26 protein-coding genes and 1 pseudogene are annotated in these 26,540 nt (G+C 41.3%); 19 read left to right on the top strand and 8 right to left on the bottom strand.

Features of this window, described 5'->3' with window-relative positions:
* Positions 1-3 precede the first annotated feature (3 nt).
* The 3 genes from AC2JF7_RS05850 to pplA all read right to left on the bottom strand — a co-directional run bounded on the left by AC2JF7_RS05850 (position 4) and on the right by pplA (position 3,150).
* Complete coding sequence (locus tag AC2JF7_RS05850; protein ID WP_500727760.1) at positions 4-1,047, bottom strand: UbiA family prenyltransferase; 1,044 nt, start codon at positions 1,045-1,047, stop codon at positions 4-6.
* Between the two features lie 23 nt (positions 1,048-1,070).
* Positions 1,071-2,162, bottom strand: a complete 1,092-nt coding sequence (locus AC2JF7_RS05845) for an FAD:protein FMN transferase (RefSeq protein WP_500727759.1) — start codon at positions 2,160-2,162, stop codon at positions 1,071-1,073.
* 67 nt (positions 2,163-2,229) lie between these two features.
* A complete protein-coding gene (gene pplA / locus AC2JF7_RS05840) occupies positions 2,230-3,150 on the bottom strand; it encodes an extracellular electron transfer flavoprotein PplA (RefSeq protein ID WP_500727758.1) in 921 nt (306 codons plus the stop codon).
* A gap of 256 nt (positions 3,151-3,406) precedes the next feature.
* Between pplA and AC2JF7_RS05835 the strand changes: the two genes are divergently transcribed.
* The 4 genes from AC2JF7_RS05835 (at position 3,407) to AC2JF7_RS05820 (ending at position 7,281) form a co-directional block, all read left to right on the top strand.
* Positions 3,407-5,302 (top strand): FAD-dependent oxidoreductase, encoded by a 1,896-nt coding sequence (locus tag AC2JF7_RS05835; RefSeq protein WP_500727757.1) that lies wholly within the window; start codon positions 3,407-3,409, stop codon positions 5,300-5,302.
* Between the two features lie 77 nt (positions 5,303-5,379).
* Positions 5,380-5,760, top strand: a complete 381-nt coding sequence (locus AC2JF7_RS05830; protein WP_500727756.1) for a NusG domain II-containing protein — start codon at positions 5,380-5,382, stop codon at positions 5,758-5,760.
* Positions 5,761-5,774: 14 nt separating this feature from the next.
* The gene (locus AC2JF7_RS05825) at positions 5,775-6,320 is read left to right on the top strand and encodes a Gx transporter family protein (RefSeq protein ID WP_500727755.1); all 546 of its coding nucleotides are present in this window, start codon (positions 5,775-5,777) and stop codon (positions 6,318-6,320) included.
* Position 6,321: 1 nt separating this feature from the next.
* Positions 6,322-7,281 (top strand): polyprenyl synthetase family protein, encoded by a 960-nt coding sequence (locus AC2JF7_RS05820; RefSeq protein ID WP_500727754.1) that lies wholly within the window; start codon positions 6,322-6,324, stop codon positions 7,279-7,281.
* Between the two features lie 91 nt (positions 7,282-7,372).
* On the opposite strand, the gene AC2JF7_RS05815 is transcribed toward AC2JF7_RS05820, so the two are convergent.
* Entirely contained in the window at positions 7,373-7,687 is a 315-nt protein-coding gene (locus tag AC2JF7_RS05815) for a hypothetical protein (RefSeq protein ID WP_500727753.1), read from the bottom strand.
* A 515-nt stretch (positions 7,688-8,202) separates the two neighbouring features.
* Between AC2JF7_RS05815 and AC2JF7_RS05810 the strand changes: the two genes are divergently transcribed.
* Genes AC2JF7_RS05810 through AC2JF7_RS05790 form a run of 5 tightly spaced genes read left to right on the top strand, consistent with a single transcriptional unit; the run spans position 8,203 to position 12,765 of the window.
* On the top strand, positions 8,203-9,393 hold the full coding sequence (locus AC2JF7_RS05810; RefSeq protein WP_500727752.1) for an ABC transporter substrate-binding protein: 1,191 nt from the start codon (positions 8,203-8,205) through the stop codon (positions 9,391-9,393).
* A 32-nt stretch (positions 9,394-9,425) separates the two neighbouring features.
* A complete protein-coding gene (locus AC2JF7_RS05805) occupies positions 9,426-10,304 on the top strand; it encodes a branched-chain amino acid ABC transporter permease (protein WP_500727751.1) in 879 nt (292 codons plus the stop codon).
* A gap of 8 nt (positions 10,305-10,312) precedes the next feature.
* A complete protein-coding gene (locus AC2JF7_RS05800) occupies positions 10,313-11,266 on the top strand; it encodes a branched-chain amino acid ABC transporter permease (RefSeq protein ID WP_500727750.1) in 954 nt (317 codons plus the stop codon).
* A 3-nt stretch (positions 11,267-11,269) separates the two neighbouring features.
* A complete protein-coding gene (locus AC2JF7_RS05795; RefSeq protein ID WP_500727749.1) occupies positions 11,270-12,055 on the top strand; it encodes an ABC transporter ATP-binding protein in 786 nt (261 codons plus the stop codon).
* Entirely contained in the window at positions 12,055-12,765 is a 711-nt protein-coding gene (locus tag AC2JF7_RS05790) for an ABC transporter ATP-binding protein (RefSeq protein ID WP_500727748.1), read from the top strand. Before AC2JF7_RS05795 ends, AC2JF7_RS05790 begins: the two co-directional genes overlap by 1 nt.
* A 480-nt stretch (positions 12,766-13,245) precedes the next feature.
* Here the strand turns inward: AC2JF7_RS05790 and AC2JF7_RS05785 are convergent, their stop codons facing one another.
* Both AC2JF7_RS05785 and AC2JF7_RS05780 read right to left on the bottom strand, forming a co-directional pair.
* On the bottom strand, positions 13,246-13,890 hold the full coding sequence (locus AC2JF7_RS05785; RefSeq protein WP_500727747.1) for a histidine phosphatase family protein: 645 nt from the start codon (positions 13,888-13,890) through the stop codon (positions 13,246-13,248).
* Between the two features lie 38 nt (positions 13,891-13,928).
* The gene (locus AC2JF7_RS05780) at positions 13,929-14,540 is read right to left on the bottom strand and encodes a matrixin family metalloprotease (RefSeq protein ID WP_500727746.1); all 612 of its coding nucleotides are present in this window, start codon (positions 14,538-14,540) and stop codon (positions 13,929-13,931) included.
* 183 nt (positions 14,541-14,723) lie between these two features.
* Between AC2JF7_RS05780 and helD the strand changes: the two genes are divergently transcribed.
* The 10 genes from helD (at position 14,724) to AC2JF7_RS05730 (ending at position 23,653) form a co-directional block, all read left to right on the top strand.
* On the top strand, positions 14,724-17,018 hold the full coding sequence (gene helD / locus AC2JF7_RS05775; RefSeq protein ID WP_500727745.1) for an RNA polymerase recycling motor HelD: 2,295 nt from the start codon (positions 14,724-14,726) through the stop codon (positions 17,016-17,018).
* Positions 17,019-17,073: 55 nt separating this feature from the next.
* A complete protein-coding gene (locus tag AC2JF7_RS05770; protein WP_500727840.1) occupies positions 17,074-17,487 on the top strand; it encodes a GNAT family N-acetyltransferase in 414 nt (137 codons plus the stop codon).
* 105 nt (positions 17,488-17,592) lie between these two features.
* Entirely contained in the window at positions 17,593-18,507 is a 915-nt protein-coding gene (gene coaA, locus AC2JF7_RS05765; protein ID WP_500727744.1) for a type I pantothenate kinase, read from the top strand.
* Positions 18,508-18,627: 120 nt separating this feature from the next.
* A complete protein-coding gene (gene efp / locus AC2JF7_RS05760) occupies positions 18,628-19,200 on the top strand; it encodes an elongation factor P (protein ID WP_500727743.1) in 573 nt (190 codons plus the stop codon).
* 159 nt (positions 19,201-19,359) lie between these two features.
* On the top strand, positions 19,360-19,860 hold the full coding sequence (locus tag AC2JF7_RS05755; protein WP_500727742.1) for a PTS sugar transporter subunit IIA: 501 nt from the start codon (positions 19,360-19,362) through the stop codon (positions 19,858-19,860).
* A gap of 20 nt (positions 19,861-19,880) precedes the next feature.
* Entirely contained in the window at positions 19,881-20,735 is an 855-nt protein-coding gene (locus AC2JF7_RS05750; protein WP_500727741.1) for a PRD domain-containing protein, read from the top strand.
* Positions 20,728-22,173: a PTS transporter subunit EIIC gene (locus AC2JF7_RS05745; RefSeq protein ID WP_500727740.1), complete on the top strand. Its 1,446-nt coding sequence runs from the start codon at positions 20,728-20,730 to the stop codon at positions 22,171-22,173. The genes AC2JF7_RS05750 and AC2JF7_RS05745 overlap by 8 nt, the downstream gene beginning before the upstream one ends.
* Positions 22,166-22,930 (top strand): ChbG/HpnK family deacetylase, encoded by a 765-nt coding sequence (locus tag AC2JF7_RS05740; protein ID WP_500727739.1) that lies wholly within the window; start codon positions 22,166-22,168, stop codon positions 22,928-22,930. Before AC2JF7_RS05745 ends, AC2JF7_RS05740 begins: the two co-directional genes overlap by 8 nt.
* Positions 22,931-23,111: 181 nt before the next feature.
* On the top strand, positions 23,112-23,309 hold the full coding sequence (locus AC2JF7_RS05735) for a helix-turn-helix transcriptional regulator (RefSeq protein WP_500727738.1): 198 nt from the start codon (positions 23,112-23,114) through the stop codon (positions 23,307-23,309).
* Positions 23,310-23,341: 32 nt separating this feature from the next.
* On the top strand, positions 23,342-23,653 hold the full coding sequence (locus tag AC2JF7_RS05730; RefSeq protein WP_500727737.1) for a DUF2178 domain-containing protein: 312 nt from the start codon (positions 23,342-23,344) through the stop codon (positions 23,651-23,653).
* 615 nt (positions 23,654-24,268) lie between these two features.
* Here AC2JF7_RS05730 and AC2JF7_RS05725 read toward each other — a convergent pair.
* Together AC2JF7_RS05725 and AC2JF7_RS05720 are read right to left on the bottom strand one after the other, a co-directional pair.
* A pseudogene (locus AC2JF7_RS05725) lies at positions 24,269-25,529 on the bottom strand (glycosyltransferase family 2 protein).
* Complete coding sequence (locus AC2JF7_RS05720) at positions 25,526-26,008, bottom strand: hypothetical protein (RefSeq protein ID WP_500727736.1); 483 nt, start codon at positions 26,006-26,008, stop codon at positions 25,526-25,528. Before AC2JF7_RS05720 ends, AC2JF7_RS05725 begins: the two are co-directional and overlap by 4 nt.
* Positions 26,009-26,540: the final 532 nt, after the last annotated feature.

Genomic DNA, 26,540 nt, shown 5'->3' with positions numbered 1-26,540 from the left:
TAGCTAAAACTTGATTTGCGGCAACAAAATTCCGAGTAACAGGCAAATTATTTGCATGCCTTGGAACAGTAGTAGATTTTGCGGCACTAGGTCAAAGGTGTTGGGCTCGCGGTGTTCGATATTGTCTTTGTCCACCCAAAAAGTCATATCCTTAGTCTGCTTTTTAAGGAATCTTTGCACATTATGGTAAACCTTGGGCAGGGTGATGAAGACGAGTAGTTGCCAGATTGGCAGCAGTTTGAAGACGACGCTTAACGCAACGACAGCATATGGGGTCAGGGCCAAAAATTTGAACAATTTCAAGGCTGCGGGCACACCAATGTATGAAGGCAGGGTATGGCGCCCATTAACTAAGTCCTGCTCAAGGTCGCTAGTGTTGTCGGCTAGCATAATAGCTGAGTTGAAAAAAATTTGGGGCAGGGCCACCCAGAAGACCAGCAGTAGGTTGGCCAGATTGCCACCAAGGGCAAAGTGGGGCCAGTTCAAAGTCAAACTAGCTAGTTGGCTGGCCGGCGAATTGACGTAAATGGCTAAAAAGGTGACACCAAAGCCTTCAACTAGACCCGCCAAGACCTCACCAATCGGGGTGCGGGAAAAGGGGACGGGACCATAAGTATAAAAGATTGTGACCAAGATTCCAGGTCCACCAATTAGTAGGATGAAGAGGTTGGTCCGGGCAGTTAACCAAATGCCAAGAGCTGAAGCCAGGAGCAGGAGACCAAGCATCAGGTTCATGACTAGGGCTGGAGACAAGTTGCGCTTACCGATTAAATTGTGTTCTTCTTGGAAGTTTTTGCTTTTGGCCAAGCGGTAATCTTGCACATTATTAAAGCCAGTAACAAAGAGGGCAATCGCACTTTGGGCAATCAAGTAAATTAGCGAATTTTGCCAGTTAAAGGTATGAAAATAAAAATAGGCAAATAGCACCCCAAATAAATACGGCATCAGACTAGCTAACTTAGCATTGAGTCGCACTAATTCTAAGAAATCAGTCATTGTTAACCGATTATATTTCTTTTTGGCTTCCATTATATTTCCTCTTTTCATTGATCAAACAAAGTAGGTTGAAGCTATTTTGCAGTCGTTAGCTTTGCCAGCTTGTAGCCACTATCTGAAAATAATTTAAACTTATTTTTCAAACCAGAGGTAAGATAAACTTTTTTATCATTAGTGATAAAGATTGCTTCTGTACCAGGCTTGTTCTCAACATACCGGTAGCCTTTGTCTAGACCACGGTTGAAAACGGCTGTAGAAATGCCGTCTCCAGTAGTTGAAAGCCTGGCAATGATTGTGACGCTTAATAAGTTGTTTTGGCAGGGATAACCAGTCTTGGGATCCATTAAGTGACTGTACACCTTGTTGCCAACTTTTAGGTAACGCTCGTAGATGCCAGATGTAACTGCAGTGGCATTGCGCTCGGGAAGTTCTCCAATTGCGGTGCCGCGACCTGCCTTGGGATCCTGGATGCCAACTGACCAGTCTCCCTTGTTGGTTGGCGAAACACCCAGTACATAAACGTTGCCACCTAAGTCAATGATTGCATTGGCTACGCCATGGGCTTTAAGCACCTTCATAATTTCATCAGAGATAAACCCCTTGGCCATACCCCCAAGGTCAAGCATCATGCCCCGCTTTTTAAGAAAGACCGTTTGCTTGTGCTTGTTAAAGACTACATTATGGTAATTAACTAGGGGTAAGCGCTTCTTAATAGTGCTGTCTTTAGGCTTGTGGGCATCAGGAAAGCCAATGCGCCACAGGCTGGTGATAGGCCCAATGGTTAAGTCAAATGTGCCAGCGGAAATCTTGCTATAGTAGTGGGCATCTTTGCACATGCGGTAGATGGTGGGGCTAACCTTAACCGGGTGAACTCCGGCATACTTGTTGATCTTATCAATTTCACTGCCCTTTTGGTTGACTGTGGTTTCGTGGGCAAGCACTTTGAGTCGGTTAAAGCCAGCTTCAAGTGCGGACTTCTTGTGCTTGTTATAAATCTTGATCGTGCAGACTGTTCCCATCATGAACCTGGTATCTGAAGTTGGCGTTGTGGTGAGTTCGGTCTTGGGTCTTGCAGAGTGCTGACTTTGAATGGAACAAGCTGCAAGGGCTAGTTCTGCTAATAGCAGTTCAATTAGTAACAAGGGCTTATGAATTCGCTTAATCATGCTAAATCTCCTAATAAAAAAGGAGCGGCGATTATGTCACTCTTTTTTTGGTTACTTATTGTTATTTTTATTCTTGATATACAATATTGTCAACCTTAATGGTTGAAGTGTCACCCTTTTGAGCAGCATTGATTAGTTGTTCTGCATAAGCAATAAATGAGTGGGAGGATTCAGTGGCACCTGAGACTACCTGGACCTTTTCCATGTTGCCATTAGACTTGAGGAATTCTTTTTCTAGTTTTGGAATGTATTCCTTAGGACCGGTCTTGGTAATCTTCTTCATTTGTTTTTCGTAGCCAGCGTTCTTAGTCTTGGAAACGCCCTTCTTGTTTACTTGGTCGTACTTAAAGTCGCTAATCTTGCCATTTTTGACTACCATTGTGTAAGTTTGCCGGTAGCCGTGACTGTAATTTTGTTCTTCCAGCTTGTATGTGCCGTCCTTCATCTTCTTGTCATTATTGATATGAATAGTTGACGTGTCACCTTTTTGGGCAGCTTGAGTTAACTGGTTGACATAGTTTTTCATTGTCATACTTGAACTAGTAGCACCAGAAACAACTTGAATGGCACTTGCGTTGGCACCATTTGCAGCAAAAGACTTTTGCAATGCAGGAATGTATTCTTTTGGTCCAATTTTTTCTTTAGAATACTTCTTCATCTGTGATTCGTACTTGGCGTCTTTAGCCTTGGACTTACCGTCTTTATTGACGTAGTCATAACTTGTGTTAGTCACCTTGCCATTCTTGACAGTCATTGCCATCTTAACCCGGTAACCATTAAAATAGTTGTCTTCTGCGAGCTTGTAAGTGCCATCTTGCAACTTGGCACCTGCAACTTGCTTGCCAGTCTTTTTCTTAGTCACCGTGCTTACCTTGGACTTGGAAGAACTGCTTGAAGAGTTCTTGCTAGCAGTTGTGGAGCATGCACTGAGCAATAAAGCAGAAAGAGCAAGCATACCGGCATGGTAAATAAATTTGTTATTTTTCATAATGTCACTATCTCCTTGATTAATAGAATTAACAGCAAAACAATTGTGTAAACATTCACTTAATTAGATTATAAAATACCTGTAAGCTTTATGCAACAGCTAGGGTCAAATTGATAATCCTTTTATTAATAGCATAGAAAGCGAATTACAGGACGAACATCTTATCATATTGTGAAAGTTGCTACTTTACCATGTGTCAAAAATCTAGTATAATGTACGTTATAGAAAGCGATTATTATTGAAAGGGTGTTAAAAAGTGGCTGAAACAAATATTGTCGTGATTGGCGGAGGCTTTGCGGGGCTCTATACTACCAAGCATCTCGCTAAAAAACTAAAAAGGCGTAAGGATATCAAGATTACGCTCATTGACAAGGAACCCTACATGACGATGGTAACGCTGCTGCACGAGGTGGCAGTTGACAGAACGGAACCCAAGACTTTGCAATTTGACTTGCAGCGCTTGTTTTCACGGCGGAAAAATGTTGATGTTGTGACTGATAACGTGACTAAGATTGATCAAACTGCCAAGCAGGTCGTAGGCGACAATGGCGTTTACCCTTATGACTATGTTGTGTTAGCAATCGGTTCACAACCCAATGACTTTGGCACGCCAGGCGTTAAAGAGTATGGCTATACCCTGGCTAGCATGGATGATGCTACTAAGCTGCGCGACCATATTGATGAAATGGTCCGTCTTGGAGCAAAAGAACGCGACCCTGAAAAACGAGCCCAATATCTCACCTTTACAATCGTTGGTACCGGCTTTTCCGGAACGGAGACGGCTGGTGAATTGAATGCCTGGCGTCAAACACTTGCCCAAAAATACCACATTGAAAAAGACGAAATGAAAGTCACAATGATGGAAATGGCGCCAACCGTCATGAATATGCTTGACCGACCTAATGCTGACAAGGCTAAAGAATACCTTATCAAACATGGCGTTGATATCAGAACTAATACGGGTGTGGTTGGCGTTCATGAGGACCACATCGATATTAAGGGAGGAACTTCATTTCCAACCAGGACCTTAATCTGGACTGCAGGCGTGAAGGCTAATGATGCCGCTAAGGACTTTGGCTTTGAGACTGCCCGTGCCGGTCGGATCGTGGTTAATGAATATTCACAAATCCCGACTGATCCTCATGTTTATGTCATTGGTGACGTTGCTATGTATGATGCAGACGGCACTGGTCGCGGTGAACCACAAATAGTGCAGTGTGCAGAAGCTGCGGGCAAGTGTGCAATGAAGAACATCCTCAGCCAGATTGATGGTGGGGAACCAGTGAAGTTCAGTGCCAGTTATGCCGGCTTCATGATCTCGCTTGGGCCTAAATGGGGCGTGGCCTCCTTAGCCAATATTTTCCACCTTAGTGGGTTCTTTGCCGTCTTGATCAAAGATCTGGTTGACATGATCTATTTCATGGAAATTTATTCAGGTTACTACCTCTTCCAATTTGTTATGGACAAGTGGTTCCGGACTAAGAGACAGACGATGTGGCGCGGCAACCTTAACCGTTACGGCAATGTCTTATGGACAGTTCCATTGCGTATTTATTTGGGCATGATGTGGTTAATTGACTGCTGGTATAAGGTCCAGGGCAGTGGTTCCTGGTTTACCAACAAATTGCAGCTGCACTTCCCTTGGTTAGTGCAAGCTGCTACTAGCGGAGCTTCGCAAAAAGCCGCTGCAACAACTGCTGCCACCGGCAAGGCAGCAACTAGCGCTGCACCGACAATCTTTTCTTTGAACTATGACTTTGGTCACTCACCGATGCCGGTATTTGATAAAATGCCAAGCTGGGTGCAGGCAATCACAAAAGTTTTAATCCCTAATAAAGAAGCAGCGCTGGCTGCTCAAAAGGTGATGACTTGTATGGAGATAGCTATAGGCATCTTGCTAGTGCTGGGGTTGTGCACCTGGCTAGCAGGGGGCTTGAGTGCCGTGCTGGTAGCCACTTTCTGCCTGTCTGGGATGAATTACTGGGTGAACGTATGGATGATCTTTGCAGCTATTGCAATCATGAACGGTTCGGGCCGGGCGTTTGGTCTTGATATGTGGTTTGTGCCATGGCTAGAAAAGAAGGCCACTAAGTGGCGGTATGGCATACTGAAATCGATTTATCATGTGGACAAAAATGGAATAAAAAACTAGTAGCGATAATTCTTTAAAAGTCCTATAGTCTTATCTATAAGACTTTTTTAGTTTAATCAGCGTGAGGTTTTCTGATTGTGAAAATATTGAAGCGGCTAAAACTGGGTGATTTATTCATCATTGTGGCAGTAGTGATTATTAGTTTTCTGCCTTGGAGCGTACTTCTGTCTGCTCAAAAAGAAGGCAGCAATCTCGTTGCCATAATTAAAGTAAACAACCGCCAGGTGAAGAAGCTGAGTCTAGATCAAGATACAACTTGGACATATCGGCAAGGCGGAAAGCTTAATATTGTGCAAGTGAAAAAGCATAAAATTCGCATGATTGACGCAAACTGCAAGGATCAAGTGTGCGTTAAGGAAGGCTGGAAAAGCAAAAGTGAAGACACGATAGTATGCTTGCCCCACAAGTTTTTAGTTGAGCTGAAAGATGAAAGCAAATCCAATGAAATTGATGAGTAAAAATTGACTGCATTATGACTAAAGCAAATAAAAGCCTATATAATTACGTATTCACGGGAATCTTGTGTGCTCAAGGCATTATTCTTAGTGTTGTCGAACAGATGCTGCCATCGCCGTTTTTCTTTGCCCCAGGGGCACGGTTGGGTTTGACTAATATAATTACTCTGATTGCCCTGATGATCCTGCCCTTTAGAGACTGTATTTTGCTTACCTTTCTCAGGCTGGTCTTAACGGCTTTAATGACAGGCGGGACGGGTACATTCTTATATGCCGCAGCCGGGGCCTTTCTCAGCTTATTTTTGATGAGACTCTTTTTGCTGCTGACACCACGTTTTGTCAGTTTGCTGGGCGTGTCAATTATTGGTGGGGTCAGTCATAATTTTGGCCAGCTGCTGGTTGCAGTGCTGCTTGCCCAAAGCAAGTACCTCTTATTATACTTGCCACTATTAACAATTTTTGGCATTTTAGCGGGCGTGGTAGTCGGTCTGGTGAGTAGTTTGTTAGTGCATTATGTTGATGCGTTCAACTTTATCAAGAGTACAATTGGCAAAGGAAATTAACATGGTGAGACTCGAAAAACAATTAGCTCAAGTTCAAAAAATCATCCACAAGAATGTGGCCACACCCACTGGAAAATTAGGCGAAGCACTCAGGTATGCCTTTGCCAGCTCGGGCAAGCAGCTCCGCCCGCGCTTTGTACTGCTTTTTGGCGGGATGGGTGGCAAGCAAGATGAGCACAAGCTGTGCAGCATTGCCAGCTCGGTTGAGATCTTGCATAACGCTACCTTAATTCATGATGATATTGTCGATAATTCTGCTACAAGAAGGGGACAAGAATCCGTTCAGGCTAAGTTTGGCAAAACAATTGCACTCTATGCAGGAGACTATCTGTTTGCGCTTTCGCTCCAACTACTCAGCAAAAATACGGCTCGAATTACTAACTTGCGTCTTAACGGTGGAACCATGCAGAAGATTCTGGCAGGGGAGACTTTACAGTATAGCAATGAGTATAATACGGCAATCACTGAAGAAGACTACCTTGAACAGATCCAAGGCAAAACGGCTAACTTGTTTGCATATGCTTGTTATATTGGGGCAATTGAAGGTGGGTTGAAGCGATCGTTGGCCCGCAAGGCCCAACAAGTGGGTTTATTATTCGGTCAGGCCTTCCAATTACGCGATGACATTTTGGATTACACCGCCACAGCCCAGGAACTAAAAAAGCCCGTGCTGCTGGATGTAGTCAATGGTGTCTACACTGGCCCTTTAATTTTTGCACTGAAGAGGGATACAAGTGGTGAACTGGTGAATTTGGTCAAGAAAGGCAAGGAGCTGACGGCTAGTCAACTAGCACAGATTGATCGCATGGTTAGTGAATTAGGCGGGATAGACCATGCGCAAGATCTGGCAAATAAACTGACGCAGCAGGCTATGGAGACTTTAGAGAAGTACTTTGTCACTTATTCGGGTTATTCTGAATTGGCACACTTGATCCAAGCAATGCTGATGCGCGCATACTAAAAGACATTAAAAAGCTGCCCCAAATAGGGTCAGCTTTTTTGATGGAATAAAATTCAACTCTAGTGAAGAATTAGTCTCAATCTAGTGCATATCATGCAGCCTTAGGCTTGCGCGTAATGCCCAAGATGGCTTGGAAAACAACCAAAGCGGCATAGCCCATAATCATATAAACCAACAGGCTGATGTCGGATCTGCTAGATGCAAACCAGTACCATTGATTTCCTTCAGAGCTGTAGATCAAGTATGCCAATCCCAGCAAACTCAATACTAGAACGTTTATAATAGCAAAGATCCATAAATTGCCATTTTCACGTTTAGCTAGGTAAATAAGCGACCAAGCAGCTGACCACAGTGCCCAAAGCCCAGTGACAGCAACGATAATCCAATAAAAAATTGTTGCAAACATGCTATACCTCCTTATTATCTCTCTTATATTTTACCACAAAGTTAATAAAATCACATGGATATTGAAGATTGTATCGCTTTTATGCTGTACCAGATAAAAGTAGTACCTGAAGGCAGTAAAAGCAATATCCTCGCTTAAAACGGTCTGCTTGCATAAAATAAAGTCAGGCATTCGTGTGAATTAATGTACAATAATTAATAAAACTTATTGAAAATTATTTTAAATTAAGCTTGACACAATTAGCTAGTATGGATATAATTCTAAGCGTTAAATTAAATTTTTGAGAGGATATTTTAATGAAGGCAGAACATTCACATAAACAAACTGACATTAGAATATTTGCCTTGTTGTTGCAGCGCAGGACTTAGCGTGCAAGACCGCTTGATTGTGGTTTTGAACATGTTAAGCCCTTGTTTGCGTCTTAATGATTGGGGCTTAACTAATGATGAAATTAAACCTCATTCATTAAGTGGATGAGGTTTTTTAATAGCCAAGATTGGCCAAAGGAGAGAAAAATGAAAAAGATAATGAAAAGAGCGCTAAGTATTGTGGCGGGAGCGGCAGTCATGATGATGACTGGCTGCAGCGTTGCCAAGAATACGAGCAGTGGGACCCAGCAAGATAAGGATTTTGTCAAGATTGGGGTCAACATGGAGCTGTCTGGGACGGTTGCTGGTTATGGTAACGCCGAGAAGCAGGGGATTCAACTTGCTGCTGATGAAATTAATAAAAATGGTGGAATCAATGTTAACGGCCACAAAAAGAAAATCAAACTAATTATTCGTGATAATAAAAGTTCGCTAGCGACCTCGTCCTCGGTTGCTGCGCAACTTACAACTAAAGATAAGGTAGCAGCAGTCGTGGGCCCAGCAACTACTAACATGGGCACTGCTGAAATCCCTAATATTACTAAGGCAGCTGTTCCTTTTGTTAGTCCATCTGCTACTGACCCTAAATTTACGCAGCAAAAAAATGGTCAGGTGCACAAATATGTTTTTCGGGCTTGCTTCCAAAATAACTTTCAAGGAGAAAGTGCAGCCAAGTTTGTTACTAATAAGTTAAAGGCCAAGCGGGTAGCTATTTATGCAGATAACTCAAGCGACTATGGTACAGGACTTGCCAAGGCTTTTAAAGATGTATATAAGGGCAAGGTTGTTGATAGCCAAACATATTCTGCTGGTGACAAAGACTTCAATGCCGTTTTAACTTCATTTAAGGCTAAGAAGCTTGATGCTATCTATGTTCCGGGCTACTACACAGAAGTTGGCTTAATTGCTAAACAAGCTCGTCAAATGGGCATCAAAATTCCAATTGTTGGCGGTGACGGGTTAGCAGATCCTAAATTTGCGCAAATTGCAGGTGCACAAAATGCAACTAATATTTATTACACTACCCCGTTTTCAAGGCAAGTAGCAGCCAAAGATGAAAAAGCAGCTAAATTTATGAAGGCCTTTAAGGCACGCTACAAGGTTGAAGCTCCAACTTTTTCTGCACTAGCTTACGATGCTGTTTACATGGTTAAAGCCGCAATTGAAAGTGAAAAATCAGATGATTCCACTAAGATTACGGCAGGGCTGGCTAAGATTAAAGATTTTGATGGTGTTACTGGTAGAATCATTATCAACAAGAAACATGATCCAGAAAAACCCATTGCGGTTGAAGAAATGACTAACGGAAAAATAAGCAACTCATTTAGTATTGAGTAAGCGAGTCGTTTTATATTAAAGGAGCGATTAATTTGCAAACAGTTTTACAGCAAATCATTAATGCCCTCTCATTAGGTTCAATTTATGCCTTGTTAGCCCTTGGGTACAGTATGGTATATGGAATTATCAAGTTGATTAATTTTGCTCATGGTGACATCTATATGCTTGGTGCATTTTTTGCCTACTTCGTGATTAATGCCTGGCACTTTAACTTTTGGCTGGCCTTATTGTCAGCCATGGTTATCAGTGCTATTAGCGGCGTTGCAATTGAATATTTTGCCTACCGGCCCCTGCGCAAGTCACCGCGAATTGCCGTATTAATAACAGCAATTGGCGTTTCCTTCCTATTAGAAAATGGGATGTCTTATTTTGTCGGTTCTAACGCCCGTAGTTTTCCCCAAGTTCTTGAACAGGTTAACTATGAATTTGCTGGCGTCCAGATTTCTAATATTCAAATCTTGATTTTAGTAACAGCCGTAGCCTTAATGATTATGCTGCAAGTGATTATTAAAAAAACCAAGATGGGCCGAGCAATGCGGGCAGTATCAGTTGATCCAGAAGCGGCTGAGCTTGTGGGAGTAAATGTTAACCATACGATTTCCTTTACTTTTGCACTGGGCTCGGCTTTGGCTGGAGCAGCCGGCGTTTTGATTGGATTGTACTATAACCAGATTGACCCGCTAATGGGCATGACACCTGGCATTAAAGCTTTTGTGGCAGCAGTCTTAGGGGGAATAGGCTCTGTTCCGGGTGCAGCTTTAGGTGGGTTCTTAATTGGATCCTTAGAAACATTTTTCCAATCAATCGGCCTATCAGCTTACAAGGATGCCGTTGTTTACCTTGTATTAATTATTATTTTGCTCTTTTTACCAGCCGGTATTTTTGGCAAAAATACTAAAGAAAAGGTTTAGGTGGCAAAATGAAAAACAATTGGAAGTACATCTTGACCTGGTTAATCTTAATGGTAGCTGGATTTTATCTGATTAATACGTTGATCATGGTGGGCGTAATCGATGACTTTATAGAAAATATGCTGGTCACGATTGGTATTAATATCATTTTAGCAACGGGTCTGAACCTAATTATTGGCTTTAGTGGGCAATTTTCCCTAGGGCAAGCTGGTTTTATGGCAATTGGGTCATATGCGACAGCGATTATAACCCAATACATGACAAGTGAACTGGGCTTTATTGTCTCAGTACTTGCTGGTATGATCTTGGCCAGCGTCATTGCTGCAGTAATTGGACTGGCCACCTTTACTAGGCTAAAGGGCGACTACCTTGCAATTGCAACTCTTGGAGCAGCAGAAATTATTCGTAATGTAATCAATAATTTAAAAATCACAGGTGGATCAGCTGGTATGTTTAATATTCCACAACTGTGTTCGTGGCCGACAGTTTACGTTTTGGTCTGCTTAACGACGATTGTTCTGACCAACTTTATTCGGTCCCGTAATGGCCGAGCAATTAAGGCGGTAAGAGAGGACGAACTGGCTGCGGAAGCAATGGGTATTAACACAACCAAGTGGAAATTAGCCGCCTTTGTTTTAGGAGGGGCTACTGCTGCCATTGCGGGCAGTTTATCAGCTTCCTACGTGCAGACGATTGCACCGTCAAATTTTGGCATTATGGAATCGATTTCTATTCTGGTCATTGTGGTTTTAGGTGGAGTTGGAAGTATGACTGGTACCATTATGGCCGCAGTAGTTTTGGGTGTTTTAGACACTGTTTTGCAGAATTTCGGTTCCTTACGGATGGTCATATATGCAATTATGCTAATTGTGATGATGATCTTCAAACCGGCCGGATTATTAGGAAACTGGGAGTTTTCATTAAAAAATATTGGTCGCTTCGGCAAACGGAAAAGAGGGTAGAGCATGGAACACTTATTGCAAGTTGAACACGTGGTGCGCAAGTTTGGGGGACTCACTGCAGTTAATGATGTATCGTTGCATTTAGATAAACATGAATTGGTTGCTCTGATTGGGCCTAACGGTGCTGGGAAGACCACCTTATTCAACTTATTAACTGGAATGGTGCCTGTAACTAGCGGGAAAATTAATTTGAATGAAGATAATTCCAGCTATGATTTGACACGTAAAAGCGCCGTTCAGATTGCTGACCTAGGTCTGTCAAGGACTTTTCAAAATATTCGGCTGTTTAAGAATTTGTCCGTTATCGATAATGTTTTAGCAGCAATGACAAACGAATACCAAGAAGGGTTCTTAACGACAATTTTTCGGTTGCCGGGTTTTTATCGCACAGAAGCAGACATGTACGAAGCAGCTCAAGAATTACTGGCAATCTTTGACTTGACTGATTTTGCTAATACGCCAGCTAATAAGCTGCCATACGGAACGCAGAGACGGTTAGAAATTGTCCGTGCCTTGGCTACGCAACCTAAAATTTTATTTTTAGACGAACCAGCAGCTGGGATGAATCCGGAAGAGACCGCTGACCTAACTAACTTAATTAAGCATATCCAAAAGAAATTTCAAATTACAGTGTTACTGATTGAACATGATATGTCCTTGGTGATGAATTTAGCGGAGAGGATTTACGTGCTTGATCAAGGACAAATTCTGACTGTGGGTAGCCCGCAAGAAGTTAAATCCAATGTAAAAGTAATTGAAGCCTATCTCGGCGAAGGGGAAGAAGACTGATGACTATGCTAAAAGTAGAAAATTTATCGGTCAATTATGGTGTCATTCAGGCTGTGAAGGGCGTCAGCTTTAATATTAATGAGGGTGAGATTGTTACCTTAATTGGAGCAAATGGTGCTGGCAAGTCGACTATCGTTAAAACCATTTCAGGCTTGCTAAAACCTGTGGCAGGCCAAATAGACTATCAAGGTATGAACATCACAACGCAGAAGGCCCCGCAAATTGTGCGTAATGGTATTTCTCAAGTGGCAGAAGGAAGACACATCTTTGCCGGAATGACGGCCAAAGAAAATTTGCAATTAGGTGCCTTTATCCAAAATAACCATGATGAGACAGCCAAACTTTATGCTGAAATCTATAATCGGTTTCCGATTTTAAAGAAGCGTAAAAATCAAGATGCAGCTACTTTGTCTGGCGGTGAACAGCAGATGCTGGCGATTGGTCGTGCTTTGATGGCAAAACCGAAGCTGCTTTTGCTCGATGAGCCTTCGATGGGCTTGTCTCCTCTCTTTATCAAAGAAATCTTTGCCATTATCAAGGAATTAAATGAGCATGGCACAACGATTCTCTTGATTGAGCAGAACGCCAAGCAAGCTCTTGCAATTGCTGATCGCGGCTATGTTTTAGCAACTGGCAGTGTGCAATTAACTGGTACGGGCCAAGAATTACTTGCCAATCCACAAGTGCAGCAAGTATACTTTGGCGGTTAAAGCACATATTGCTTTAGGTAAAAACTGATGTTTTGCTTTCATAGATATTCAACTCCAATTCCTGATATATTATCATAATATGTGTATACTAAAAAGCGCTTAATATAAAATATAACATCTAATTGACAATTTGATGTAGACATAAATAAGTACAAAATTAGCAGTCAATCTATCATTTTACAAATGCAATAATAAGTATCAATAATGATAATATATAATCTTAAGATGACTTTTGTTGAACTAACACAAGCAAATAAGAGCCAGGCCTGATGGAAATCATAAGCCTGGCTCTTGTCTTATTTATTCTTACTTTTGAGCAACAATTGAAAAGGTTAAGGCAATCTGGGGCGCACTGCTAGGCAGCTTCCAGCCTGCTACTGCTTGATTGTAAACTAGCATGGGCAATGCTTGCCAGTCGGCTAACGGCCGCTATAATGTCTTGTTCTTTAGTCATGTGCCTTCTCCTATATAGCAGGGGAATTAAAGGTGCATCTTGTTGTATGAAACGACCTGCTTGTTCTTAGCAGTCATGTTCATGATGGTAATGGAAGCGTTGCGCGGTCCCTCACTAATGTCGAAGTCGCCAAAGCGCGCGGCAATGCTGCGAATTGTGAAACCGTGGGTGACCAGCAGGATGTTCTCAGCCCCGTCAAGTTGGCTGATTAGGTTAAAGCCCTGGTCGAGCCGGTGCCAGTATTCTTGAGCATTTTCGGCATCATGGAAGGGATCGGCTTCCTTAATCCAGTCCTTGACCGTTTCAATTGGCTCATTTTTAAATAAGTCATAATGGTTCTTGTAGCCGTGCGGGCCGCCAATCATTTGCCAGGCCATGTCGGTGTCCATCCCCTCAAAGTAGCCGTAAAAGTGTTCACGGAAAAAAGGCGTGGCAATATGCTGGATCTCGTCGCGGTTTGTGTTGTCTTTGATGATCTGATTGCAGGTGTCGCTAGCCCTTTTTAGGTCACTGGACAAAGCGATGTCAAAGGGCACGTCTTTAAGTGCGGTGCCTGCCTGCTTGGCTCCTGCGATTCCTTCATCGGTGAGCGGCGTGTCACACCATCCCTGCATCTTATTGTAGCGGTTGATGTAAGTTTGTCCGTGGCGAACAAGATATATTCTTTTCATATTTCACCTCATAGCCTTTTTTGCTAGTAATGATCAATTTATTTTTCGCGGTATAGCTTTTTAAGCCGGGCTATGTCGCCAGGCTGGATTGGGTAATAAGAACCGGCTGGAATCATTACTGTCTTCCCATTTCTATGCTTAAGACCTATGGCATGCCCCAATTCATGTTCAACTGTGTTGACTACCCGGTCGTAACTGTAGTCATAGCCGGCAAAATTTTCTAAGTAATAGGTATTCAGTTGCGTTCGAGCTTTGAACAAAATATTGCTTTTGAGATAGAAGTTATACCAAGTATAGCCCGCATAGTTAAAGTTGGGCCGGTATGCTTGCTCGATTGTAATATTGGCTTTTTTCAAATTCTTAGTCTTAGTAAATTTAAAAGCGCCAGTGTCATTCCATGCTTTGATGGCATCATTAGTAGCAGAGATTAGGTCCTGGTTATCTCCTAAATTAATGTAGACAGTAGCCTTAGGTTTTCTCCAGCGAAGGCTGCGGTATGAGCGCACCTGATGCCTTTTTTTGGCCTTTTTAGCAGACACAACTTGGCTAGACATGATGCTATTTGTACTTGGTGGCAAAACTCCGCCAAGTACAAGAGTTGCAAGCAGGGCGTAAGTTAGTTTGGTTAAAAAGTGGCGAAATTTATTCATAAATTATTAACTCCAATATTACATAGTATGGGGAAGGGTTAACATCAGTTAAGACATATTATAGCAAAAAAGTCATGCTCGTTCATTGCTTCCCCCAGCGATCTTTATAAATAATATCAAGTATTATATATTAATCCGATTTCATGTTAGAATAATAGGCAAGTTTTGAAATTAGGTGACTTTATGACAAAAGCGATGGACAATCAGCAATTTGAGCAGCAGCATCTCGACCAAATCTTAAAAATGATTAGGGCTAAGAAGGCAGAATTGTCTTCATCAATTAAGTCTGCTGAAGGAGAAGCCAAAAATCTTAATTCCCATTTTTTTGATGACGTCAAATTGGATTATGATGGTTATTCGACGTCAATGGAAACAGCCTTGTCCATTCACCAGCAGCAACAGCTGCTTGATGAACGGGAGAATGCATGGCAACATGCGACTAGACAGTTGGAAACGGTGCAAAAGCTAGAGCAGAAGCCTTATTTTGCCCGTGTGGACTTTAAAGAAGGCAGCGAAAAGCCTGAGACCATCTATATTGGTCTGGGCTCTTTTGCTGATGATGACAACCACTTTTTGATATACGACTGGCGGGCACCGATATCTTCGATATACTATGATGGCAAGTTGGGCAAGGTTTCCTATATGTCGCCTGAAGGTGAAATTACCGTTGAAATGACCAAGAAGCGCCAGTTTATGATTGAAGACGGTCAGATTGTCAACATGTTTGACACCAATGAGTCAATTGGTGATCAAATGCTATTGGAAGTTTTAGGTGAAAAGTCCAGCACGCAGATGAAGTCTATTGTGACTACGATTCAGCGTGAACAAAATAAGATTATCAGAAATACCGGTGCTGACTTACTCTTTGTTCAAGGGGCGGCTGGTTCAGGCAAGACCTCAGCGATTCTGCAGCGGATTGCTTATTTGCTTTACCGCTATCGCGGCAACTTGAGAAGCAGCAATGTGATCATGTTTAGTCCTAATCAGTTGTTTAATGACTACATCAAAAATGTTTTGCCTGAAATGGGTGAACAAAACATGGTACAGATGACGTACTGGCAGTTTGTTGCCCGCCGCTTGCCTGGGATGCAGGTCGAGAATCTCTTTGATCAGTTTGAGGATGCAGGAGCCAATTCAGTCATTGGGCAATTCAAGGACTCTACCATGTTCTTTAAGTTGATGAATCGCTATGCCAAACACTTAGGCAAACGCGGACTAGTATTTAAGAACATATACTTCCGTGACCAAAAGAGACCATTTTTCCCCAAGGAAAAAATCAGCGAATTATACTATTCATTCAATTCGAACTACAACTTGAGCAACCGCATTGATGCAACGCGTGAGGAACTGATCAACTCGCTCAACCGCAAGATTAATGCCGAAACCAAAAAAGCCTGGGTAGTCGACCGTGTTCAAAACTTAAGTAAAGAACAACTGAATGAGTTATACGACCGACCGGACCAGGAGTTTGATTCAGAAGAAAAAGAAGAGAAGTTTCTGAGCCGTAAGATTGTCGTTAAGGCCCTTGACAAGGTTTTCCAGCAGATTAGGCACAATACTTTTGTTAACATGCGGGCCCAATATTTAAGCTTTTTGCGGGCAGTCCCGAAGATGACTGACTTAACTAAGCGGCAAATCAGTGCTGAAGACTGGGCCCAGCACGTTGAGGAAGTTAAAGGGAGCTTTAAGAAACACTACATGTACATGAATGATGTTTCAGCCTACCTTTACTTATACGACCTCATCACGGGGCGCCACGTTGACTATGATATGCGTTATGCCTTTATTGATGAAATCCAGGATTACACGCCATTCCAATTGTGCTACCTCAAGTACAACTTCCCTCGGGCTAAGTTCACGATGCTGGGGGACTTGAACCAGGCCATTTTTACCAAGGATGAAAGTCGAAGTCTGCTCAAGCAGATTAGCGGCCTCTTTGACCCAGAAAAGACAGAAGTAGTCCAGCTAACCAAGTCGTACCGCTCGACTAAGCAGCTCACTGACTTTACTAAGCAAATCTTGCGCCAAGGTGAAAAGATTGAATCCTTTAACCGGCAAGGGCCAAAGCCAGCCCTTTGGGGTCGAAAAACATCAAAAGAGGCCCTGGACATTTTGGAGCAAGTGCTTAAGGCCAACGACCACGACAAGTTGACAACAGCTATTATCACCAAGGACCTAGCTAGTGCGAAAATAGTAGCCCAAAAGCTAAAAGAAAATCAGGTCAAGGCCACCTTGATTGCCACGGCCAACCAGCGCCTAGCAGAAGGCACCCTGGTCATTCCATCATACCTGGCCAAGGGACTGGAGTTTGATGCCGTCATCATGTGGGCTGCTTCTAGAGAAAACTACCAGCGCCTTGATGAGACCCAGCTGGTCTATACGATCACGTCGCGCGCAATGTACAAGTTAGACGTGCTTTATATGGGTGACAAGAGCCCTTTAATTGATGTTGACAAGCAGACTTATGAAGAAAAGTAGGTGAATCTTTGTGGCTACAACCCAAGATACCTTCAGTTTTAAGAAAATCAATGAAATGTCAGGCCGCGAAGTCTTCTGCCTAGCCTGCCTGCGTATTGATACCTTTGTCAGTGAGCAAAAGATTACTGATCCTGAACTTGATGACCAGGATCTGGATGCAATTCAGGTTTTCTTGCTGAATAAAGAGCAGACCAGGGCCCGGGCAGTCTGCCGTCTGTTTGAAGAAGATGGCAGGTGGATGCTGGGAAGGGTAGCGGTCGCCAGAAGTGAGCGCAAGCAGTACCTAGGCAGCAAGATGATGATGGCGGTGCACAAGTATTTGCGCCGCCGCGGCGTCAAGCGTCTATACTGCCACGCCCAGCTGCAAGCCCAGCCCTTTTATGATTTTCTGGGCTACCAGGTGACCGGCGATGTCTTCACCGAGGCCGGCGTTGAGCACGTCATGATGTGCTATGACTTAAAAGATTGAATTAGGTGTGAAGCAGAGCAATTTCGAATTAGGAAGTTGCTCTGCTTTTTGCTTATCAGGTTTATTTTACTTATAATATAGAAAAAGAGTAGGGATTGGTGCGCAATGAAGAATTATTTAGAATTTAACCGGGATCAGTGTGCCCAGCTTGCATCTGACCAACAAGTCAAAATTACGCCAGCGGAATTGGTCAAGATCAAGTCGCTGGGCGACGTGGTCGACCTGACTGACGTGCAAGAAATTTATGCCAGTTTAATTGCCTATCTTTACTTGGTCTACCAGGAAAAATGTGACTTGCAAGAAAAGCAGAGCGCATTTTTGGGGCAGAACGTAACCGGTGCGCCCTTTATTATCGGCATTTCCGGGTCGGTTGCTGTAGGCAAGTCGACGACAGCCAGGCTGCTGCAGGTGCTCTTAAGTCGGACATATGCCGAGCTCAAAGTCCACCTGATGACAACGGATGGCTTTATTTACCCTAACCAAGAGTTGAAGCGACGGGGGCTTTTTGACCGCAAGGGCTTCCCTGAAAGCTACAACATGAACTTGCTTAGTGACTTCTTAAAGGATGTGCTTAGCGGCAAAGAGGAAGTAGCATACCCCTTATACTCGCAAGAATTGAGCGATATTGTCCCCGGGCAATACGGCCACGTGCGCCGACCAGATATTTTGATCATTGAGGGCATCAATACTCTGCAATTGCCAACTAACGGTCAAATAGTTACCAGCGACTTTTTCGACTTTTCAATTTATATTGATGCTGCAGAAGACTTGATTGAAAAGTGGTTCATGCAGCGCTTCGTCCGCGTGTTGGAATTGAATAAAAATAATCCAGATAATTTTTACTATGAAATGGCCAACGAGCCAAGACAAGATGCCCTGCAGCTCGCCCAAGACACCTGGCAGATGGTCAACCTGGTCAACCTGCGCGAGTATATTGCTCCGACCAAGCAGCGCGCCAGCTTGATTTTACATAAAACAAACGGTCATCTTATCGATCGGGTCTACCTGCGGCAATTTTAATTTGTTATAATTAGGTCATGAAGACGATTTATTTATTATTAATCAAAAAGTTTGCTTTGCCACCCGCGTGACTCTTTTTTGTTCTGATTATTTAAGATAGATCTAAAGGAGTACATACAAATGGTACAAGCAATTAACTTAAAAAAGGGCATGGTTTTCAGCCAGGATGGCAAGATGATTAAAGTGCTCAAGGCCAACCACCACAAGCCAGGCAAGGGCAATACTGTGATGCAGATGGACCTGCGCAATATTGAAAGTGGAGCCGTTGTGCACAAAACGATGCGGCCAACGGAAAAGGTTGACTTGGTTGATATTGCCAAGAAGAACGCCCAGTTCCTCTATAGTGAAGGCGACACATATACCTTCATGGACACAGAAAGCTATGAGCAATACGAAGTTTCCAGTGATCAATTGGGTGATGACAAGCTTTATCTCATGCCTAATATTGAGGTACAGCTTGAATTTGCCAATGGCAGTAAGTTGTTAGGCGTAGAACTGCCATCAACTGTCACAATGAAGGTGGTTCACACAGAACCTGGCATTAAAGGGTCAACCGTTACCGGTTCAGGCAAGCCGGCAACTATGGAAACTGGTCTGGTCGTTCAAGTACCCGACTTTGTCAAAGACGGTGAAGAGCTAGTTATTAACACTGCCGAGGGCGCCTACAAGTCAAGGGCCGAAGGCGGAAAGTAAAAAGTTTGCCAAAAAGCGCTTGCATAGAAATACAGTAATACGTATAATAAAAGTATAAATAAAAATGGTTTGTTACTCTTTGAGGCATTACCATTAGCAAAAGCACAATTTGTGCCTGCTAGTAGTGGTGTTTCAAAGAGTTTTTTGTTTGGAGGAAAAATGTTTGGTTTTTTAAAAAAGAAAGAGCGTCAATTCAGTGTTCTTGCACCAATTAAAGGCAAATTGATAAAGCTTGAAGATGTGAATGATCCGGTATTTTCACAAAAAATGATGGGTGACGGTTTTGCAATCATGCCTGCAGTAGCTGCAAAAGTTGTCTGTGCACCCGTTGCTGGTCGAATTGTTTCGCTTTCTAATACTAGGCACGCTGTAGGTATAATTACAGAAGATGGTGATGAAGTTTTGATCCATATTGGTATTGACACGGTTAATTTAAATGGTAAGGGATTTACTGCGCTTATTCATCAAAGTGATTTTGTTAAGCAGGGGCAGGAAATGATCAAACTTGATCGCAACACGTTCACAGCGAAGAATATTGATCTAACGACAATGGTTGTTTTCACTAAACTATCATCTGACCATCAAAATTGGCAGATACTAAAGAAGTATGGCGATCAGGTAGATATTCCAGATGTATTGGTTAAACAAAAAAGCACTTGATTAAAAGTAGGAGAAGCTAAATGCAAGTTATTAAAAAAATTAATAATAACGTAGCAATTTGTTTGGATCAAAATCACGATGAATTGATCGCATTTGGTAAGGGTATCGGGTTCCCTAAGACGCCATATGAGTTATCTGATTTAAGCAAGATAAGAATGACTTTCTATCGGGTTAATACAAGAATGTTTCAGTTGATCAAGGAGATTCCTGAAAATGTTTTGGAAGTGAGTGCTGATATTGTTGAAAAAGCACAAACTATTCTTGATCATGAGTTTAACCAAAATATATTATTCAGTTTGGCAGATCATGTTAACTTTGCAATTAAGCGCGTAAATAAGGGTGTGCGCTTTAATTACCCATTTTCATATGATATCCATTCCTTTTATCCTAAGGAATATCATGTGGGAGAAATAGCTGTAAAAATGATTAAAAAACGATTGAACGTGCAGTTGCCACCAGAAGAAACGACTGCAATTGCAATGCACTTTATTGATTCTCAAGTAACTACTACTCTACAAATCAGTGAAGAAAACTTTAATTCAATTGCAGACTTAGCAACCAAAGAAATTGAGAAACAATTTAATCTATTAATTGATCGTGATGCATTCATTTTTAACCGTTTTGTGACCCATTTGAGATACTACTTAAAACGTTTAGAGAGTGATCAACAAATTGATGATGGGTCAAGCAATTTGATTAGATCTAGTTTTAAGAAAAACTATCCTGTTGTTTATCAGTGCACAGTGGATATAGTTAGCCAAATTGATGAAAAGCTGAATACGATTAGTTCAGATGATGAAGTTTTTTATTTGATGATTTATGTGCAACGAATAATTGCACAAACAACACAGAATGAAGGAGAAAAAGATGAGTAAAGATTACCATGAAATGGCTGGACAAATCATTAGTTCCGTTGGGGGTGAAAAAAACATAGTAAGTGTCACCCATTGTATGACCAGATTACGGTTTAATTTAAAGGATATGAGTATTCCTCAAGATAAGAATATAAAGGATATTAGTGGCGTTTTAGGCGTCACTCGGTCAGGGGGCCAATATCAAATTGTTATTGGTCAAACAGTTAATGAAGTTTATGATGCGGTTGTTAGTTCAGGGAATTTAACTGAAGCAGCACCAATTAATGAAAATATTGACCAAGACCACAGTAAAAAAGCTGAAAAAGAGACCTGGGAATCTATTGGTAATACTATTTTAAACAAGGTTGCCGGAAGTTTAACACCATTAATTCCAATGCTAATTGCAGCATCAATGTTTAAAATGTTAGTTGCCGTTTTTGGTCCATCAATGTTAAACATGATTTCAGTTCATAGCGATTTATACCAATTATTTAGTTTTGTGGGTGATGCCGGTTTTTACTTCTTCCCAATTGCCATAGGATATACGGCTGCTAAACAATTTAATACTTCACCAATTTTGGGAATCTTTTTAGGCGCGATTATGCTTGATCCCGGATTGGTAAAGATAGTTGCTGCAGGTAAGCCATTTACGGTCTACGGAATTCCAATGCACTTAACTAATTACGGAAGCACTGTAATTCCGATTTTGTTATCAGTTTGGATCATGTCTTATATTGAGCGTTTTTTTACTAAGCATATTACGGCTTCTCTGCGTACAATTTTTGCCCCAACCTTAACTATTGCTGTCATGTTGCCGCTATCTTTATGCATTCTAGGACCTTTGGGTGGATTCCTGGGTGAATATGTTTCGCAAGGAATTATTTCATTTGGCCACTTAGGTGTTTTTGCTGCTATTATTGGAGTTGGTCTGATTGGCGCCTTATGGGAACTTTTAGTCATGACGGGTATGCATTTAGTAATGATTAGTGCCATGATTACGATCTTGGCACAAACTGGCCAGGATAATTTTATAATGGTGGGTTCAATTGCGGCCAGCCTGTCAGTTGCTGGAATGAGTCTAGGTGCAGCTCTGCGTCTGAGAGATAAAAAGGAGAAGTCATTAGCGTTTAGCTTTTTTATTGCAAATATCATTGGAGGAGTAACTGAACCAGGTCTGTATGGCTTAGCTATCAAATATCGCAGGCCATTTTTAGGCATGATGATTGGTGGCTTTGCTGGTGGTGTTTATGGTGCCATTACTCATGTAACAGCATATGCACTGGTACCAGTAGCTAATTTTATGTGTCTAACTGGCTATCTTGGCGGTTCAACTGTTAACTTGATTAATGGCATTATTAGCGGGGTTATAGCCCTAGTGGTCGCTGCAATTGCAACCTATGTGATTGGTGTGGAACCAACCTCAAAAATGACTGGAAAGGAAATTGTGGAAAATGCATAATCTGATTATTCGAGCTGATGATCTCGGCTATTCTAAAGGGGTAAACTATGGAATCTACGAAAGTATTAAAAATGGGATAATTAATAACGTTGGTTTAATGGTTAATATGAAGGATACCGAGCACGGTCTTGATTTGGTTAAGAAATTGGATATTGATCTTGGGATGCATACAGCAATTTGTGCTGGTAAACCGATAACAGATCCAGAGTTAATTCCTAGTTTAGTAACCAAAGATGGCCACTTTAAGTCATCGAAAGAATACCGTCAGGCAAGTCACGATTTAGTTAAATTAGATGAAGTAGTAACAGAAATTGAAGCGCAGTATCATTATTTTTTAAAAATTGTAGGCAAAAAGCCAGATTACTTTGAAGCACATGCTGTATACAGTGATAATCTCCTTAAAGGCTTGGAAATTGTTGCAGATAAGTATGATTTACCTTTATTGCCATTTGACTTGGCGTTGAGCCCGGTACAATTTAAAACCAATATAACGATTACCACCTTTATGGACAGCATGGGAGAGCATTATAATCCGTATAAGACTTTTGATGATACTGTGAATTTTGCTATTAATCATTCAAATGACAATGTGCCAATGATGGTATGTCATCCAGGCTTTTTGGATCAAAGTATTATGAAACAGTCTAGTCTGACAATCCCACGTACACAAGAAGTTGATTTTTTGTGTGATCCTCAAATCCGCACCAAAATTGCCGACAATAGAATTCATCTAGTCCGTTATTCTGAATTAGTTTAATTAAAAACTTAAAAATCGCAGAACAATAATGTGAACCTCAAAATTACTGATAACTATATGGTGCATATTACAAAGCTGCGATTTTTGTTTTTAATAAATGTAATCACTTATTGACATTTAAATAAAATAAGCTAAAATAAAATGTAATCATGTGATTACATTTTATTGAGGAGTTATTACTTTGATCAAGAATAAACTCAAAGTGCTGCGCACACAGAATAATTGGACCCAGGAGCAGTTGGCGGACCGAGTGGGAATTTCCCGTCAGGCGGTCATTTCGATTGAACGGTATAAGTATATGCCATCTTTAGAGTTAGCTTTTAACTTAGCCAAGGCCTTTGGATTGACCGTTACCGATGTATTCTACCAGGAGGAATGACCTGCCGCGGTGTTTATCAAGGAGAAAAGAAAATGAATTTAATGATTAAGAATGCCTTGCTATTTAGCTTCTACCTGATTTTTGTTTGCTACTGGGCTTACGTGGCAAGAAAGGGCAGAAAGGAGAAAAACGACGAACGCTGGCAGTTGATTGATGCCAAGTCCGACAGCATCACATTGAAATTGACTTTACCCGTTGCGGTTGTACTAGCCTTTCTTGCCTTAAACTTTCAACTCACAAAGCAAAGCTTGAGCAGTCAAATTGTTGCCTTCTGCCTTGCCTTGCCATTAAGCATCTGCCTGATTAAGATTATTGCACTAAAAGTTTATGAACATTTGGTTTAACTTTGAAGCATGAATTAAAAACGATTATTAGCTAAAGTTGAATGTACTAAAGAATTTCAAAAGAGTAGTATTTGTTTTAAAACAAATACTACTCTTTTGACTTATTGCCTGAATTAATCTTCCCATTTGCAAAGTTTATAGCCTCTGCTAATGGCAATTTGACGAGTCATTTTAGTGATTCTGCCCCGTGCTCTACGAAGGCCGCGACAAGTTCTGCTGAAATGATATTTTTTCCTAGACCTGGGTGCAATATAAACGATTTGGCTGTAACGTCGATGACTAGCATGTTTTTTGCTGTGACGTCTGATAACGGCACCTTGTACCACGCTTGTGATGTGTGAATTGTTTGTTGGATTGCCTCCTGCAAGGGGTATGGCTTGCCCACTAACTGTAAGAATAATTAGAGTAATTAAGCCCAGCAGCCATTTTTGAAATTGTGTTTTTTTAGTATGCATTATGATATTCCTTCCTATATTTATATGCAATTGTAAACAACTTCTACTACAATTTTAATATTCTGTATAGAAAAATATATCATTATAGACAAAGCAGTGGGCTAATATTTAAATAATAGGGATCAATATTTTTATCTTGTTCAACATTTATTGGTTAGAATCACTTACGCTGAGGACTGGTCCAGGTTACCGTACGTTCGCGTTTAATTGCATAAATCGCCGGAACAAAAGTAATAATTGTTAGAGAAGATATAAACCACCACCAAATAATATAAAAGGGTGCAAATAGTAGGTAGTGCAACTTGCTTGCATGACTGTCGATAATTAGAGCAATGGACAATTGGATTATTGCCGCCACTATGCCAAAGAGCAATAAGACCATAGATTTCGTTATAAAATGAATCAACGTAGCAGCTGGAAAGTTCATTGTTAGTAAAACAAGGGCGCTGATTAATGAAAACCAGAAGAAGAATGACCACAAAATGCTCAAGGTTTGGTCAAGAAACATCATTGTTTGTCCATAATTAGCCAGAGGATGACTAAAATTGGTTAGCCATACCTCGTTGCCACCTTTAGCCCAACGCTTGCGCTGAGCATAAAGACCACCGGTATTTCCAGGAACAGATGCATAGAAGTTAATATCAGGAGCGAATTCAGCCACCCAGCCGTTTAGTTGTTGGTCCCAAGCAGCACTAATGTCTTCAGTAGTTCTATTTTGCCGAAATAAGCCAATATCTAATATTGCACTTTTGCGGTACATAGTGTTAGCCCCGCTGTATGCGTAAACGCCACCTAAAACTCCAATTTCTGCCCGTCTGATAACGCCAACAATACTTGAAAATTCAACTGTTTGGGACTTGGCAATCAACTTAGTCCGATTTTGTACATTTAAGTTGGCTGTAACGGCAGCAAGATTGTCAGCATCTTGCTGAATAAAGTAATTAACGTATTTATTTAAAGCATCTTTTTCAGGGACTGTATCGGCATCGTTGCACAAAATCAACTCTCCTCGTGCAAAGGCTAATCCTGTATTCAATGCATGCGCTTTGCCTTGATTGTTTCCGATCCTAATAACCCGTAAACTAGCGTATTGCTTCTGCATAGACTGTAAAATTTCGGGTGTCTTATCTGTTGAGCAATCATCAATTACCATAACTTCATAATTGTGGTAATTGAGTTGGGTCATTATAGGAAATGGTATTTTGGATGCTGACTTCTTCATTATGGGCAGGTATCAAAATGGAAATAAGTGGCTCTTCTTCTACTGGAATATCAGCAAAATCATGCAGGCGGTGCTTAAAAAGGAACTGGTAGCATAGTACGCCACCCAGCCAAGCAATTGCTCCTATAATCGGGTAGGAAACCAGTATCCAATAAAGAGTGGTTAAAATGGTGACCCCTATTTGCGCTAGTGTATTCATTTTCTGCCCTCGTCTTCTTTAAATAACTTTTTGATAAGGCTATTATCAAGATTTTGTTGTGTGCTTACTTGATAAAAGCGAACTTGCTGGCGGTGATCACAAGATCCGAATCGTTCCTCCCAGTCACGCTCAATTATCTGCGCATGAGCCCGGCGCAATGCGGTTTTAGTGTCATTGCTAGTAGACAAGTTGCGTGGAAAATGACGGTTATTCCAAAGAGTCATGGCAATGTTGCAAACAGTAATAAGAATGATTCCGCCGCCAAAGAATTTTCCTAAAAATTTTAATAAATCTAGTTCGTCTTGGTAGTGAGGAATGCCGATAGCAGTTGCTGCTTGAGGGGCGCATAAAGGCAACAGGATCCAACAAAGGGGAAAGAGAATAATGGCCCAAGCAATTAAAGCAAGAGCGGTTTGCCAAATTTTCAGTGGCCAATGCCCCTTTTGAAAATATTTATCTGAAGTTAATTGTGTATGCATGTTTTGTTTCGTTTTTCTCCTTTAGATAAACGGTCTTTTAAAGAAGCTTCTTCAATATATAATGGCTCAAGCAAGATTGCTTGCTAGGCCTTTTTAACATAAAAAATGTTAGTGCTGGCAATTTTGTCATCGTAAGAACCAAAAACGCCGACTAATCTAAATAAACAATTGCAATTACGTTAAGACAAAGGCAATTCTACCATTATTCTATTAATGTTATTTAATTATTGTAAAAATATTTTAAATTAGGGCTGTAGCTTTGGCAAGTTGCACTAATGAAATTATTTAATTTAGGGTAATGCCAGTATGATCTTAATTTTTTATTCCTTACTTGGTGCTTGTTCAAATTGCTGGTTATTTGAAAAAGGCCAGGGCATATTTGGGAAAAATCTGCAAAAAAATAAGAAGGTAAATTGTAAAATGAAGTTGAACACTTGCGCTGATTAGAAAATGAAAAAAGTCCATTGGACTTCTCTGATAGAATGTAATTACCAACCTAATTCTAGAAAGAAGTCTCCAATGAACTCGCTTA

This window comes from Lactobacillus sp. XV31L (assembly GCF_059900865.1).
Note: the sequence above shows the minus strand (reverse complement) of the source record. Positions and strands in the feature narration are given on the sequence as shown.